Origin of the sequence: Clavibacter michiganensis, assembly GCF_021216655.1 — a bacterium.
Taxonomy (GTDB): Bacteria; Actinomycetota; Actinomycetes; order Actinomycetales; family Microbacteriaceae; genus Clavibacter; species Clavibacter michiganensis.
This window is the reverse complement of sequence record NZ_CP080437.1, coordinates 688437-702142: the sequence shown is the minus strand read 5'-3', so window position 1 is coordinate 702142 and position 13706 is coordinate 688437. Positions and strand designations below refer to the sequence as shown.

At 74.0% G+C, this 13706-nt stretch carries 14 protein-coding genes and 1 tRNA gene; 1 reads left to right on the top strand and 14 read right to left on the bottom strand.

Translation table 11 applies throughout. The features are described from left to right. Positions 1–43: 43 nt before the first annotated feature. The 5 genes from K0V08_RS03260 to K0V08_RS03240 all read right to left on the bottom strand — a co-directional run bounded on the left by K0V08_RS03260 (position 44) and on the right by K0V08_RS03240 (position 5386). Positions 44–2101 carry a PTS fructose transporter subunit IIABC gene (locus K0V08_RS03260; protein ID WP_079532987.1) on the bottom strand — a complete coding sequence of 686 codons (2058 nt, stop codon included), beginning with the start codon at positions 2099–2101 and terminating at the stop codon, positions 44–46. Positions 2102–2123: 22 nt separating this feature from the next. After that, positions 2124–3095, bottom strand: a complete 972-nt coding sequence (locus K0V08_RS03255) for a 1-phosphofructokinase family hexose kinase (RefSeq protein ID WP_079532985.1) — start codon at positions 3093–3095, stop codon at positions 2124–2126. After that, the gene (locus K0V08_RS03250; protein ID WP_012038188.1) at positions 3092–3880 is read right to left on the bottom strand and encodes a DeoR/GlpR family DNA-binding transcription regulator; all 789 of its coding nucleotides are present in this window, start codon (positions 3878–3880) and stop codon (positions 3092–3094) included. The genes K0V08_RS03255 and K0V08_RS03250 overlap by 4 nt, the downstream gene beginning before the upstream one ends. A 136-nt stretch (positions 3881–4016) precedes the next feature. After that, positions 4017–5021, bottom strand: a complete 1005-nt coding sequence (locus K0V08_RS03245) for an SGNH/GDSL hydrolase family protein (RefSeq protein WP_012038187.1) — start codon at positions 5019–5021, stop codon at positions 4017–4019. Between the two features lie 41 nt (positions 5022–5062). Beyond that, on the bottom strand, positions 5063–5386 hold the full coding sequence (locus K0V08_RS03240; protein ID WP_012038186.1) for a hypothetical protein: 324 nt from the start codon (positions 5384–5386) through the stop codon (positions 5063–5065). Positions 5387–5506: 120 nt separating this feature from the next. Between K0V08_RS03240 and K0V08_RS03235 the strand changes: the two genes are divergently transcribed. After that, positions 5507–6442 (top strand): nuclease-related domain-containing protein, encoded by a 936-nt coding sequence (locus K0V08_RS03235; protein ID WP_043560772.1) that lies wholly within the window; start codon positions 5507–5509, stop codon positions 6440–6442. A gap of 59 nt (positions 6443–6501) precedes the next feature. On the opposite strand, the gene K0V08_RS03230 is transcribed toward K0V08_RS03235, so the two are convergent. From K0V08_RS03230 to obgE, 9 genes are all read right to left on the bottom strand, one after another. Next, positions 6502–6574: transfer RNA gene (locus K0V08_RS03230), tRNA-Ala, on the bottom strand. Between the two features lie 101 nt (positions 6575–6675). Beyond that, positions 6676–7092 (bottom strand): TFIIB-type zinc ribbon-containing protein, encoded by a 417-nt coding sequence (locus tag K0V08_RS03225; protein WP_012038184.1) that lies wholly within the window; start codon positions 7090–7092, stop codon positions 6676–6678. Between the two features lie 31 nt (positions 7093–7123). Further along, on the bottom strand, positions 7124–7501 hold the full coding sequence (gene rsfS, locus K0V08_RS03220; RefSeq protein WP_012038183.1) for a ribosome silencing factor: 378 nt from the start codon (positions 7499–7501) through the stop codon (positions 7124–7126). A gap of 39 nt (positions 7502–7540) precedes the next feature. Further along, positions 7541–9067, bottom strand: coding sequence for a hypothetical protein (locus K0V08_RS03215; RefSeq protein ID WP_012038182.1), 1527 nt, complete (start codon positions 9065–9067; stop codon positions 7541–7543). Beyond that, positions 9064–9666, bottom strand: a complete 603-nt coding sequence (gene nadD / locus K0V08_RS03210) for a nicotinate-nucleotide adenylyltransferase (RefSeq protein WP_012038181.1) — start codon at positions 9664–9666, stop codon at positions 9064–9066. Before nadD ends, K0V08_RS03215 begins: the two co-directional genes overlap by 4 nt. 17 nt (positions 9667–9683) lie before the next feature. Further along, positions 9684–9899 carry a hypothetical protein gene (locus K0V08_RS03205; protein WP_012038180.1) on the bottom strand — a complete coding sequence of 72 codons (216 nt, stop codon included), beginning with the start codon at positions 9897–9899 and terminating at the stop codon, positions 9684–9686. Positions 9900–9999: 100 nt separating this feature from the next. Further along, on the bottom strand, positions 10000–11298 hold the full coding sequence (locus tag K0V08_RS03200) for a glutamate-5-semialdehyde dehydrogenase (protein WP_172401739.1): 1299 nt from the start codon (positions 11296–11298) through the stop codon (positions 10000–10002). 47 nt (positions 11299–11345) lie between these two features. Continuing rightward, positions 11346–12125: a glutamate 5-kinase gene (gene proB / locus K0V08_RS03195; RefSeq protein WP_079532982.1), complete on the bottom strand. Its 780-nt coding sequence runs from the start codon at positions 12123–12125 to the stop codon at positions 11346–11348. Between the two features lie 3 nt (positions 12126–12128). Beyond that, the gene (gene obgE / locus K0V08_RS03190; RefSeq protein WP_079532979.1) at positions 12129–13667 is read right to left on the bottom strand and encodes a GTPase ObgE; all 1539 of its coding nucleotides are present in this window, start codon (positions 13665–13667) and stop codon (positions 12129–12131) included. Positions 13668–13706: the final 39 nt, after the last annotated feature.

Below are 13706 nucleotides of genomic sequence, written 5' to 3'. Positions count from 1 at the left end.
TCAGGTGTTTCGGATGGGACGGGCGGGTTCGGACGGGTCGGGATCAGGACGCGACGGGGACGCCCTGGTCGGCGGCGGACGTCTCGGCGACGGCCTCCGGGCGCTTCGTCGTGAAGCGCTTGAAGAGCACGACGAGGAACGCGGAGATCACCGCTCCGACCGCGACGGACGCGAGGAAGCCGAGGAACGTGCCGTTCATCGCGAAGAGCACGAACACGCCGCCGTGGGGGGCCTGCGACACGACGCCGAGGCCCATCACCATGGCGCCCGTGACGGCACCGCCGACGATGCTGGCGGGGATCACGCGCAGCGGGTCGACGGCGGCGAACGGGATCGCGCCCTCGGAGATGAACGCGGCGCCGAGGAGCCACGCGGCCTTGCCGTTCTCGCGCTCGGCCGGGCTGAACAGGCGGCGGTCGATCACCGTGGAGGCGAGCGCCAGGGCGAGCGGCGGCACCATGCCGGCGGCCATGACCGCGGCCATGATCTCCCACGGCGTCTGGTCGGTGATGGATCCGGCGCCGAGGCCGGCGACCGCGAACGAGTAGGCCACCTTGTTGATGGGGCCGCCGAGGTCGATGCACATCATGACGCCGAGGATGATGCCCAGGACGATGGCCGACGTGCCGGTGAGGCCGGAGAGGAACCCGTTGAGGCCGCGCGTGAGGGCCGCGATCGGGCCGCCGAGCACCATGACCATGAGGCCGGAGGCGACGATCGAGGCGAGCAGCGGGATGATCACGACGGGCATGAGGCCCCGCAGCCAGCGCGGCACGTCGATTCGGCCGATGGCGTAGGCGATGCCACCGGCGACCAGGCCGCCCACCAGGCCGCCGAGGAAGCCGGCGCCCATGATGACGGAGATGGATCCCGCGACGAAGCCGGGCGCGATGCCCGGCCGGTCGGCGATGGCGTAGGCGATGTAGCCGGCCAGCGCGGGCACGAGGAACGCCATCGACGCGTTGCCGATGACGAACGCGACGGCGCCGAGGTACTGGCCGAGGCCGCCCGCGGGCAGGTTCGCGAGCGAGTTCTGCAGCACGACATCGGAGGCGGTCTCGGTGATCCGGTACCCGCCGAGGAGGAAGCCGAGCGCGATGAGGAGGCCGCCGCCCGCGACGAACGGGATCATGTAGCTGACGCCCGTGAGCAGCCAGCGCTTGAGGCGCGCGCCCACCGACTGCGACGCCTGCGGGGAGGCCTGCTCGGATCCGGCGGACGACGACGCGCCACCCGGAACGCGCGGGGCGCTCGGGTCCTTCGCCGCCGCGACGGCCTCGGCGACCATCTGGTCGGGCTGGTCGATGCCGCGCTTGACGGGCGACTGGATGACGGGCTTGCCGGCGAAGCGCGCGCGATCGCGCACGTCCACGTCCACCGCGAAGATCACGGCCGTCGCCCGCGCGATGATCGCGGGGTCGACGGGCGTGACCGAGGAGGATCCCTGGGTCTCGACGTGCAGCTCGACACCTGCGCGCTTCGCCGCCGCGACGAGGGAGTCGGCGGCCATGTACGTGTGCGCGATGCCGGTGGGGCACGCGGTGACGGCGATGAGCACGGGCGCGTGCGCGTCCGGCGCTGTCGCCGCGGGTGCGGACCCCGACGTGGCGGGAGCGGCAGCGGCCGGGGCGCCCGTCGAGGAGGCGGGCTCGTCCACGAGCGCGCCCTCCACGAGCGAGACGACCTGGTCCTCGTCCGTCGCGGTGCGCAGCGCCTCGACGAACTCCGGCTTGATGAGCGACCGGGCGAGGCGCGACAGCAGCACGAGGTGCTCCTGGTCGGCTCCGTCGGGCGCGGCGATGAAGAAGACGAGGTCGGCGGGGCCGTCCGGGGCGCCGAAGTCGACGGCGGGCTTCGGGCGTGCCATGACGAGCGTGGCCTCGGTGACCGCGGCGGAGCGGCAGTGCGGGATCGCGAGCCCGCCGCCCATGCCGGTGTCGGTCTTGGACTCGCGCTCCCACGCGTCGGCGAAGAGGGCGTCGGCGTCGGTGGCGCGGCCCTCCGCGACCACGCGCTCGGCGAGCGTGCGGACGGCGTGCTCGCGGTCGGCGCCGAGGTCGGCGTCGAGGAGCACGAGGCGGTTCGTGATGAGCGATGGCATGTTCTTCTCCTGGTGGGGCGGGTCAGCGATCGGCGGCGATCGGGAGGAGCGGCTGGACGGTGACGCTGTCCGGCCGTGTCTGGTCGGGGGACGGCATGGTGCTGCCGGGCAGGGACGCGGCGGCGGATCCGTGGGCGACGGCCTGCGCCAGCCGCCCCTCGGGTCCTGCCCCGCGGTGGTCGGCGAACAGGTAGCCCGCGAGCGACGAGTCTCCCGCGCCCACGGTGCTCACCGGCACGATCGGGGGCATGGTGGCGAGCCACCCGCCCTCGGACGTGGTGAGGACGGCGCCCCGCGCGCCGAGGGTCGCGAGGACCGCCCGGCAGCCGCGCGAGACGAGGGAGCGGGATGCGTCGTGGGCCAGCCGGGGGTCGGCCTCGAGCGCATCCGGGTCGGGGAGGCCGACGAGCTCGGCGAGCTCCTCGGCGTTGGGCTTGACGAGGTCCACGACCGCGCCGGATGCGACGAGCGCGGCCATGGGCGCGCCCGACGAGTCGACGGCGATCAGCGGCGCGGCGTCGCCGAGCTCGGCGCGCACGGCCTGCACCACGCGGGCATGGAAGTCGTCGTCGAGGCCGGGCGGCAGCGATCCCGCCAGCACGAGCCAGCTCGCCCGGCGCGCGTGCCGGATGACGAGCGCCACGAGCGCGTCCGCCTCGGCCGCGGAGAGCACGGGCCCCGGCTCGTTGACCTTGGTGGTCGTGCCGTCGGGCTCCGTCAGCGTGACGTTCTGGCGCACGCGGCCGTCGATGTCCAGGTGGTCCAGCGGGATCCGCTCGGCGGCCAGCGCCACGAGCATCGGGTCGTCGAGGCGCCCGGGCAGCAGCGCGATCGTGTCGAGGCCCGAGGCGATGAGCGCGCGCGAGACGTTGACGCCCTTGCCCCCCGGCTGCTCGGCGACGCCGCGGGCCCGCTGGACGGCGCCGCGCGCGAGGGCGCCGGCGAGGTCGATGGTGCGGTCGAGGCTCGGGTTGGCGGTGAGGGTGAGGATCACGCGACCATCACCTCCACCTCGGCGGCCGCCAGCGCCGCGGCCAGCGGGCCGTCGGGCGCGACGTCGGTCACGAGCGCGTCGAGGTCGTCGAGGGCCGCGAAGCCGACGAGCGCCTCCTCCCCCGCCTTCGACGCGTCGACGAGCGCCACGGCGCGTCGGGATCCACGGGTCAACGCGGTCTTCACGGCCGCCTCCTCTTCGTCGGGGGTGCTCAGGCCGAACTCCGCGTGGATCCCGTTGGCGCCGATGAAGGCGATGTCGGGTCGCAGGCGCGCGAGCTGGCCGAGGGTGGCGGGGCCGACGGCCGCGCTCGTGATGCCGCGGACGCGGCCGCCGAGCAGCTGCACCTCGACGGCGGGGTTGCGGGTGACGGTCTGCGCGACGGCCATGGAGTGCGTGACGACCACGAGCGTGCGGCCGGGGACCTCGGGCCGCCAGGCGGCGACGCGCTCCGCGACGAGACCCGTGGTGGTGCCCGCATCGAGCGCTATGGATCCCTCGAAGCTCGCGGGCAGGAAGGCCATGGCCGCGTCGGCGATGCGCGCCTTGGCCGCCGTGTTGCGCGCCCCGCGGGTGTCGAGGCTCTCCTCGGCCCGGGTGGACCGGTCGGCCCGGACGGCGCCGCCGTGCACCCGGCGGAGCACGCCGCGGCTCTCGAGCTGCGCCAGGTCCCGGCGCACGGTCTCGGTCGTCACGTCGAAATCGCGGGCCAGGCCGAGGACCGCGACGCGGCCGGTGCGCTCGAGGAGGGCGACCACCCTGTCCTGGCGCTCTTCGGCGTACATGGGCGGTCTCCTTCGACTCCGTGGGGCACTGGCGCCTCGCGTCCTCGCACTGTAGCCCCGATCCGCGGGAGAAGCAACACGATCCCACAGGAACCCACACGAACCAAGAATCGCCGTCCCGGGCCGCGGCCGCGGATCAGCGGCCGAGCGCCGTCGCCTCCTCGCGCAGCACGTCGGCGAGGACCTCCGACTCCCAGGCGAGCCCCGCGGCGTTCGGATGCAGGGGCACGTCTCCCGCGCTGCCGCCGAGCCCCGCGACGTACGGATCCCCGGCATCGCCCGCGCACGCGCCGTGCGCGGCCGTCGGCGTCTCCTGGTCGACGAATCGCGCGCCGGCGTCGGCGGCCGCCCGCGCGATCGCGCCGTCGAGCTCGCGCTGGATCCCTGCGAGCCACGCCGCGTCCCGGTCGGCGAGGAGCACCTGGCCGTTGACCGCCGACGTGGCCGTGGCTCGCAGGCAGCCCTCGGGCGGGAGCGCATCCGGGTCGCCGAGCACGGTGAGGTAGCCGAGCGCGACGATGCGCGCTTCGGGGGCCGCGGCGAGGATCCGCGCGAAGGCCTCGGCGAGGCGCGTCGCCACCTCGCCGTCGATGCGGGCGCGGACGGCGTCGGTCCCGCCCGCGGGCGCGAGCGCGTCCACGCACGTCGTCGGCCCGGCGGCGACGGGTCCCGCAGGATCCCGCGCGAGGCACCCGCCCACGAGGGCGGGGAAGCCGAGGTCGTTGCCCCCGAGGCGCACGAGGACCACGTCGGCGCCGTCGGCGAGGGCGTCCAGCTGCGCGGGCACCGTCTGCCCGCCTCGCTCGCGCGTGCCCACGAGGTCCGCCGTGCTGGCGCCGTCGCAGGCCGCGTCGACGAGATCCGCGCCGACCGCGGCCGCGGCGACCCGGACGGAGGAGGCGACGGTGCGCCCGCACACCCCCGGGTCGCCGGGCAGAGGCTCGGCGGGTCCCGTGCCCGTGGAGTAGGAGTCGCCGAGGGAGACCACCCGCAGCGGTGCCGTCGGCGTCGCGGTCGGCGGTTCCATGGCATCCGGCGAGGTGCAGCCGCTCACGAGGAGGAGGACGGCGGTCGTCGCGGCGAGGAGGGCGGCTCGGCGGATCCGCGGACGGAGACGGAGACGGGCGGGACGGGCAGGCATCGCCTCGACCCTACGCGCGTGCGGCAGGCCGATCGGCCGGGTCAGTCCTCGACGCCGCGCTGACGCGCGTAGACGACGACGGCCACGATGAGCCCGACGAGGAGGCCGGCAGCCAACGGGAAGAGGAACCCGCCCGGGCCGATCTGCGTCACGACGCTGCCGTGGTCGATGCGGGTGTCGACCACGCCCGGCACGTCGAGCCCGGGGTAGCCCTCGGTGCCCTGCGCGAAGGAGGTGATGAGGAGCGTCACGATCACGGCCGCGCCGACCACGAAGGCGGACAGGAACCCCAGCACCGCGGAGCCGACGACCGACGTGCGGTGCGGGTCGGTGGTGCGCGTCCGGTGCAGAGTGGCGTGCGACATTGTGGAGCTCCAGGGGTCGATGACCTGAGCAACGGTACCCGGGTCCTCCAAGTGGAGGACAGCCCCCCGATCGGGGAGCGGATCCTGCGCGGACGGGAGCCCTCGTGCTTGCCTGACCCCATGCAGATCGCCGCCTGGACCCTCGTCGTCCTGCTCCTCGTCGCCATCGCCGTGCTGGTCCGGGTCGGCCGCCGCATCGACGCGCGTCGCACAGAGGCCGCGCGAGAGGAGAGCGAGCTCCACGCACGGCGGGTCGCCGAGCTCGAGGCGGGGCATGCGTCGCTCCTCAGCTCCCGGTCGACCGCCCATGCGCGGGAGCTCGCGCTGCTCGACGAGCGTCTCGCCGCGGCTGTCGCCGACGCGGAGGAGGCCCGCGGCCGTCTCGCCACCACCTGGGAGAGCGAGGCGGTGTCCCATGCGCTGATCGCCGCGTCCTGCGCCGCCGCGCGTCTGCCGGGCCTGCTGGCGACCAACGTGGTCTTCGTCGTGACGGAGGACGAGAGGCGCTTCATGGCGCAGGTCGATCACGTGCTGGTCACTCCGCGGGGTGCCCTCATCATCGAGAACAAGCACTGGGCGGGCGTCGTCTTCGACGGCGTCCGCCCGTCCTCCGTGCACGCGTCGTTCGGCGCGCTCCTGCAGCTGCCCGAGGGCGCCGAGACCTCGGCCGTGCAGGTGCGGCCGGATCCGCAGACCGGGACGCTCGTCGTCCGCACCCACATCGGAGCGAAGGCGCCCGTGAAGCAGGTGCGCATCCAGTCGGAGCGGCTGAGGGCCCACCTCGTGCGGGAGGTGGGCTCGGCGCCCTGGTTCCAGACCGTCGTGCTGTACAGCCACGCGGACGTCGTCCTCCATGCGGCCGCCGAGCAGCGTCCGGGTCATTCGCGGGTGCCGACCCACGTCGTCCGCGGAGCGGGCGGGCTGAGCGCCGTCCTGGCGGGCCTCGAGAGGGGACGGGGCTCCACGGTGGAGGAGTCCGCCATCGAGCGGCTGGAGCGGCTGTTCTCGAGCGGCGGGGCACACGTCGAGCGCGTCGGGCCGGCCCGAGCGTCCTGATCCTCCCGGCGAGACGGGAAGAGCCCCGCGCCTCCGTGAGGAGGAGCGGGGCTCGAGGGTGGATCTGAGGGGATTCGAACCCCTGACCCCCTGCATGCCATGCAGGTGCGCTACCAACTGCGCCACAGACCCGTGATCCGCTTCCCTGCGGAAGCGACTCGTCTACATTACTACACATTCCGACCGCCCCATGACCAGGGCATCCTCGTCGGCGGCCGACCTCCGAGCGTCGCTCAGTCGAAGAGCTCGCTGAGCCAGCTCTCCTTCTTGCGGCGCTTCCCGCCGTGCCCGTCGCCGTCCCCGTATCCGCCCGTGCGGGGGTAGCCCTGCCCTCTGCGGTCGCCGTAGCCGTCCGCGGGGATGCCGTAGCCGCGATCGCAGTCGTCCTCCCGGCGGCGGTCGTCCCCGCGGCGGTCGTCATCCCGACGGCGGTCGTCGCGACCCGGGTCCGGGTACCCGCCGAGCGGTGCCGCGGGGGGAACGGGCGACGCGGCCGCCGGGGCGGACCGCATCTCCTGCTCCGCGCGATCGAGGATCTTGTCGAGCTCGCCGCGGTCGAGCCACACGCCGCGGCAGTCGGGGCAGTAGTCGATCTCGACGCCGGCGCGCTCGCTCATCACGAGCGTGGCCGAGTCGTTGGGGCACTTCATGCGAGCTCCTCGCGGGTCGCGTGGCGGAGGATCAGGATGCGGACGCCGTCGGCTCGATCTCGAGGGCGACGACGGGGCAGTCCTTCCAGAGGCGCTCCAGCGAGTAGTACATGCGGTCCTCCTCGGTGAAGACGTGGGCGACGACGTCGCCGAAGTCGAGGAGGATCCAGCGACCCTCGCTCTTCCCCTCGCGGCGCAGCGGCTTGGCGCCGGCCTCGATCATCTTGTCCTCGATCTCGTCGGCGACCGCCTGCGCGTTCCGCTCGTTGCGGGCCGAGGCGATGAGGAAGACGTCCGTGAGGGGCAGCGGCCCGGAGACGTCGAGCGCGACCAGGTCGATGGCCTGCTTGGAGTCGGCAGCGAGGGCGGCGACCTTGAGCAGGTCGAGGGCGCGGGGAGAAGCGGTCACAGAGTCCTTCCGGGACGGGTGGGATGGTGCATCAGACGATCAGAATACATTCGTCATGAACGCGACGATGACGAGGCCGGCGCCGATGACGGCGACCCCGCCCGCGGCGACGGCCGCGACGACAGGCGCGGTGAAGCGCTTGCGAGGCGGCGGCTGCACCACGGCGCGCGTCGAGGTGTGCGTGCTGACGGCGCGGCTGGCGCGGACGGGCTCCGAGTCGGTGCCGCCCGGCGCGTGGTCGTGGTCGTCGCCCTGCTCGAGGATGCGGTCCATGTCGGCCGTGTCGAAGCGGTCCGGGTGCGTGCCCATGGAGCCGAGGCTGCGCGGCAGGTCGATGGAGCCGGTGATGATGATCTCGCCCGTGCTGTTGAGCGCCTGCTGCATGTCGTTGGCGTGCGGCACGGTCGGGAGGATGAAGTGGTTGCCCGTGTGGGGCTGGTGCTCGTCGACCTGGTCCTGCACGGACCAGTGACCCGTCGGCGGGGTGTACGGCGCGCGGGCGTCGGGCGCTGCGGAGTCCGTCGGGGCGGGCACGGTCGAAGCGGAGTCGGCATCCGGCGTCTCGGTCCGATCGTCCGGGAGGTCCTCCGCGGCGGACGCCCGCGTGCCGAACGCCGGCTCGAGCGCCGGCTCGGCGGATCCCGTGACCCACGGCGTGGCGTCGAGTGAGGGGGTGGGACGCGGATCCTCATCGGAGCGCCGCGAGTGGGCCGCGAGGGGCGGGACGGTCGGCTGCTCGCCCGACGCGTCCACGTCGCGACCCGCGGCGTCGCCCGAGGGGACGATCGGCGCGAACGGCCAGGCCGACGGCGTCTCGGCGGGGGTCGCCTCGCGGTCCGCCGGCACGGTCGCGTCAGATGCCTTCTCCTGAGCCTCGACGTCCGCCGCGGGTGCGTCCGCTGCGGGTGCGCCCGTCGCCTCCGCGGCGGTCCCCCGACGGTAGGCGCTCCCGTAGGGCGCACGGGGCCGCGGCGTCGCGCGGGATCCTCGGCCGTACCGCGCGTACGGCGGGACGGACGTCTCTGACGAGGAGGGAGGCGCGTCGTCCACGGCCGCGGCGGTGGGCTCCACGTCGGACGGTGTCGAGCCCGTCTCCGAGCCGGCGGGCGTCGACTGCGCCTCATCGTGCTCGGATCCGCGCTGCTCGCGGGCGGCCTCCTCGGCCTCGCGGATGGCGCGGAGCTGGCGTCGCGTGAGCACTCCGCCCGACAGGAGGATGGCCGAGGTGTCGGGGCCGATGCCCGGAGCGGACAGCGGGACGGCCGGAGGCGTCGTCGCCTCGTCGGGCCGGGACCCCGATCCGTCTCCTCGCGAGGTGGAGGAGGCTTCGGCGTCGGCAGTGGTCGGCGTCGCGGGGCGCTCGTCGGAGGGACCGGCGGTCGGGTCGTCCGCGGCGGCGGCGGGCTCGTCCGCGGGGGCGTCGTCCGCCTCGTCGATGCCGAGCGCCAGCGCGCGGGCGCGCTCCGCGGCGCGCATCTCGCGGCGGCTGAGGCCGAGGGTCGCGGGAGCGGGACCGTCGTCGAACGAGGTCGGCCCGGTGTCGGGCGCGTCGTGGGAGGGGGTCATTGCGGGCTCCGATACAGGTGGTGCTTGGAGATGTACTGGACGACTCCGTCGGGGACGAGGTACCACACGGGGAAGCCCCGTCCGACACGGGCTCGGCAGTCGGTCGAGGAGATCGCCAGCGCCGGGACCTCCAGCAATCTTACGTCGGCGTGCGGGAGGCCGCTCTCGGTGAGGTCGTGCCCGGGGCGGGTGACGGCGACGAAGTGCGCCAGGTCCCACAGCTCGGCGACGTCCTTCCAGCCCAGGATCTGCTGGATGGCGTCCGCTCCCGTGATGAAGAACAGCTCCGCGTCCGGGTGCGTCCGCCGGATGTCGCGGAGCGTGTCGATCGTGTACGTGGTGCCCGCGCGGTCGATGTCGACGCGGCTGACGGTGAAGCGCGGGTTGGCCGCGGTCGCGATCACGGTCATCAGGTAGCGGTGCTCGCCGTCCGTGACGGTCTGCTTCTGCCACGGCTGACCGGTGGGGACGAAGATCACCTCGTCGAGCTGGAGGTGCTGCTGCACCTCGCTCGCGGCGACGAGGTGGCCGTTGTGGATGGGGTCGAACGTGCCGCCCATGACCCCGATGCGGAGGCGCGGGGCCGCGGGTGTCGTCATCTGGCGGGTGCTCGCGCTCAGTGCGTCGAGTCGGCGGTGCCGTGGCCCTGCTCGGCGACCGGGGGCTTGCCCCACTTCTCCGAGTGGCGGTTCGCCACGTCACGGAAGCTGAACATGACCACCCCGAGCGCGAGGAACGCGACCGCCGCGACCGCGGGGAACACCCAGAGCGGAGCGGCGAGCTCCATGGCGTGCTCGGTCTCGGCGAGGATGGTGGTGGTCAGCGCGTGCATGTGATCTCCGTTCGTGGCACGCCCCGTCGAGCGGAGGCGGCGCCTGCCATCCTACCGGCGGGCCCCCGCACGGGGCGCGCACACGAGCCCGGGCGTGCCGTCAGCCGCGGACCTGCCCGCTCCCCCGCACGATCCACTTGGTGCTGGTGAGCTCCTGCACTCCCATCGGACCCCGCGCGTGCAGCTTCTGCGTGGAGATGCCGACCTCCGCGCCGAAGCCGAACTCGGATCCGTCTGTGAAGCGCGTGGACGCGTTGACCATGACGACGGCCGAGTCCACGGCGGCGAGGAAGCGCTCGGCCACGGCGAGGTCGGACGTGACGATGGACTCGGTGTGGTGCGTCGACCAGCGGGCGATGTGGGCGACCGCATCCTCCACGGAGTCGACGACGCGCACCGCCAGGTCGAGCGAGAGGTACTCGGCCGCCCAGTCCTCGTCCGTGGCGGCGACGGCGTCGGGCCACATCGCGCGGACCGCGGCGTCGCCGTGCACGGTCACGCCGCGGTCGCGGAGCGCGTCGAGCACGGCGACGAGGACCCGCGGCGCCGCGTTGCGGTGCACCAGCAGCGTCTCCATCGCGTTGCACACGCTCGGCCGGCTGACCTTGGCGTCGACCGCGATGTCGACGGACATGCGCGCATCGGCCGACGCGTCGAGGTAGACGTGGACGACGCCGGCCCCGGTCTCGATGACCGGCACGGTCGACTCCGCGACGACGGTGCGGATGAGCTCGGCGGATCCCCGCGGCACGAGCACGTCGACGAGCCCGCGTGCCCGCATGAGCCGGGCAGCGCCCGCGCGGCCGTGCGCGTCGACCGTCTGCACCGCGTGCGCGGGGAGGCCGACGCGCTCGAGGGCTCCGCGCATGACGTCCACGAGGACGGCGTTGGTGCGCAGCGCCGCGGATCCGCCGCGGAGCACGACGGCGTTGCCGCTCTTGAGGGCGAGCGCCGCGATGTCGACCGTCACGTTGGGGCGGGCTTCGTAGATCGCGCCGACGACGCCGAAGGGGACGCGCACCTGGGAGAGCAGCAGGCCGTTCGGGAGCGTGCGGCCGCGGACGACGAGGCCGAGGGGGTCGTCGAGCCCGCGGATCCCGGTGACGGCGTCGGCCAGGGACGCCACGCGCCTCGCGTCGAGCGTCAGCCGGTCGAGCAGGCCTGCTGCCAAGCCGGCATCCCGGCCCGCGGCGAGGTCCTCGGCGTTGGCCGCGACGATGCGATCCGCTCCGGAGACGAGAGCGGCCGCGATGGCGTCGAGCGCGGCGTCACGCTGGACGGAGGTGCTGGCGGCGAGGGAGGTGGATGCGGTGCGGGCGGCCTCGAGGATCCGCTCGAGCTCGTCGGCGGGGAGGACCTCGGCGGTGGTGATCGGGGCGGCGGGCACGTTCGAGGGCATGCACGGCAGCCTACTGACGCGCCGTCGGCCCGATTGGCGCGGGGCGTTCAGCCGCGGGGCGCGAACCACGTGCCGACGTGCTCGCCGGCGAGGGCCGAGTGGACCTGCGCGGTCGATGTGAGGAGCACGCCTGTCCCCGCCTCGGCGGCGAGGCGCGCGGCGGCGACCTTGGTGACCGCTCCCCCGGTGCCGACGCCCGTGCCGGTGCTGCCGATCTCGACGCCGTCGAGCTCGTCGCCGAACCCCACGTGCTCGATGCGGCGGGCGCCCGGCTCCTCCGGCGGTCGCGTGTAGAGCGCGTCCACGTCCGAGAGGAGGAGGAGCAGGTCAGCGTCCACGAGCCGGGCGACGAGCGCCGCCAGCCGGTCGTTGTCGCCGAAGCGGATCTCGTGCGTGGCGACGGTGTCGTTCTCGTTGACGATCGGCAGCAGGCGGAGACCCAGCAGCCGTTCCATGGCGCGCTGCGCGTTCTCCCGGTGGTCGGGCGCGGCGAGGTCGCCGGCTGTAAGGAGCACCTGGCCCGCGACGATGCCGTACCGGTCGAGGCTCTCCTGATACCGGAAGATCAGCACGCTCTGGCCGACCGCGGCCGCTGCCTGCTGGGTGGCGAGGTCGGCCGGGCGGCCGTCGAGGCGGAGGAAGGGCATCCCCGTGGCGATGGCGCCCGACGACACGAGGACGACCTCGGCGCCGCGCGCGTGCACGGACGCGATGGCGTCCACGAGGGGTGCGATCTGCCCGGCGTTGCCCCCGCTGATGGACGACGACCCCACCTTCACGACGATGCGCCGCGCGGACGCGATGCCCGCGCGCGAGGCCGTCCCCATCCGCTAGGCCTTCGCGTCCGAGGACGCGTCCTCGTCCGTCCCGTCCTCGTCCGCCCACAGGCCGGCCTCGCCCTCGCGCACGAGCTGCGCTCGCGCCTCGGCCTTGGCGTCCATGCGGGCGAAGTAGTCCTCGCGGCGCGCCTGGTTGGTGCGGCGGCTGATGGGGTCGACGCGGGCGTCGGCGCCGCGGGGGCTCGTGATGAGCTCCGCGGTCGACGTGAGGGTCGGCTCCCAGTCGAAGACGATGCCGTCGCCCTCGCCGATGACGACGCTGGATCCGGCCACCGCGCCCGCCTTGAACAGGCCGTCCTCGACGCCGAGCTTGGCGAGACGGTCCGCGAGGTAGCCGACGGCCTCGTCGTTCGTGAAGTCGGTCTGCTGCACCCAGCGCTCGGGCTTGGTGCCGATGACGCGGTAGATGTCGCCGTAGCTGCCGCCGTCGACGCGGATGGTGAACGGCTTCTCGTTGACGGCGCGGGGACGCAGCACGATCCGCGGGGCCTCGGGCTCCTCGGCGGCCTTCGTGCGGGCGTCCTCGACGAGCTCCGCGAGGGCGAAGGACAGCTGGCGCAGGCCGTCGTGGCTGACCGTGGAGATGTCGAAGACGCGGTAGCCGCGGGCCTCCAGCTCCGGGCGGACGAGCTCCGCGAGCTCCCGGGCCTCGGGGACGTCGATCTTGTTCAGCGCGATGAGCTGCGGGCGATCGAGCAGCGGCACCTGGCCGTCGGGGACCGGGTACGCGGCGAGCTCGGTGAGGATGATGTCGAGGTCCGAGATGGGGTCGCGACCGGGATCCAGCGTCGCGCAGTCGAGCACGTGCAGGAGCGCGGAGCAGCGCTCGACGTGGCGGAGGAACTCGAGGCCGAGCCCCTTGCCCTCGCTCGCGCCCTCGATGAGGCCGGGCACGTCGGCCACGGTGTAACGCGAGTCCGCGACCTCGACGACGCCGAGGTTCGGGTGCAGCGTGGTGAAGGGGTAGTCGGCGATCTTCGGCTTCGCGGCCGAGATGGCGGCGACGAGGCTCGACTTGCCCGCCGACGGGTAGCCCACGAGCGCCACGTCGGCGACGACCTTGAGCTCGAGGACGACGTCGCCCTCGTAGCCGCGCGTGCCGAGCAGCGCGAAGCCGGGGGCCTTGCGCTTCGTGGTGGCGAGGGAGGCGTTGCCGAGCCCGCCCTGGCCGGCCTCGGCGGCGATGAACCGCATGCCGGGCGTGGCCATGTCGGCGAGCTCGTTGCCGTCGGCGTCCTTGACGACGGTGCCGACGGGGACGTGGAGCTCGAGCGCCTCGCCGAGCGTGCCATGGCGGTGGTCGCCCATGCCGGGACCGCCGTTGCGCGAGGAGCGGTGCGGTCCGCGGTGGTAGGCCAGGAGCGTGGTGACCTGGGGGTCCGCGACGAGGACGATGTCCCCGCCGTTGCCGCCGTTGCCGCCGTCGGGTCCCGCGAGGGGCTTGAACTTCTCACGGCGGACAGAGACGCAGCCGTTCCCGCCGTCTCCCGCCCGCAGGTGGAGGGTCACGGTGTCGACGAATGTCGCCATGGCTGTAGCTCGTTTCTTCTAGAGGTGTTCCCTGCGGAA

Bases quoted from the DNA above. Each gene is read 5' to 3' on its own strand.
- K0V08_RS03260 (WP_079532987.1), bottom strand. From the start codon at position 2,101: ATGCCATCGCTCATCACGAACCGCCTCGTGCTCCTCGACGCCGACCTC.
- K0V08_RS03250 (WP_012038188.1), bottom strand. From the start codon at position 3,880: ATGTACGCCGAAGAGCGCCAGGACAGGGTGGTCGCCCTCCTCGAGCGC.
- K0V08_RS03245 (WP_012038187.1), bottom strand. From the start codon at position 5,021: ATGCCTGCCCGTCCCGCCCGTCTCCGTCTCCGTCCGCGGATCCGCCGA.
- K0V08_RS03240 (WP_012038186.1), bottom strand. From the start codon at position 5,386: ATGTCGCACGCCACTCTGCACCGGACGCGCACCACCGACCCGCACCGC.
- K0V08_RS03235 (WP_043560772.1), top strand. From the start codon at position 5,507: ATGCAGATCGCCGCCTGGACCCTCGTCGTCCTGCTCCTCGTCGCCATC.
- K0V08_RS03225 (WP_012038184.1), bottom strand. From the start codon at position 7,092: ATGAAGTGCCCCAACGACTCGGCCACGCTCGTGATGAGCGAGCGCGCC.
- K0V08_RS03215 (WP_012038182.1), bottom strand. From the start codon at position 9,067: ATGACCCCCTCCCACGACGCGCCCGACACCGGGCCGACCTCGTTCGAC.
- nadD (WP_012038181.1), bottom strand. From the start codon at position 9,666: ATGACGACACCCGCGGCCCCGCGCCTCCGCATCGGGGTCATGGGCGGC.
- K0V08_RS03205 (WP_012038180.1), bottom strand. From the start codon at position 9,899: ATGCACGCGCTGACCACCACCATCCTCGCCGAGACCGAGCACGCCATG.
- K0V08_RS03200 (WP_172401739.1), bottom strand. From the start codon at position 11,298: ATGCCCTCGAACGTGCCCGCCGCCCCGATCACCACCGCCGAGGTCCTC.
- proB (WP_079532982.1), bottom strand. From the start codon at position 12,125: ATGGGGACGGCCTCGCGCGCGGGCATCGCGTCCGCGCGGCGCATCGTC.
- obgE (WP_079532979.1), bottom strand. From the start codon at position 13,667: ATGGCGACATTCGTCGACACCGTGACCCTCCACCTGCGGGCGGGAGAC.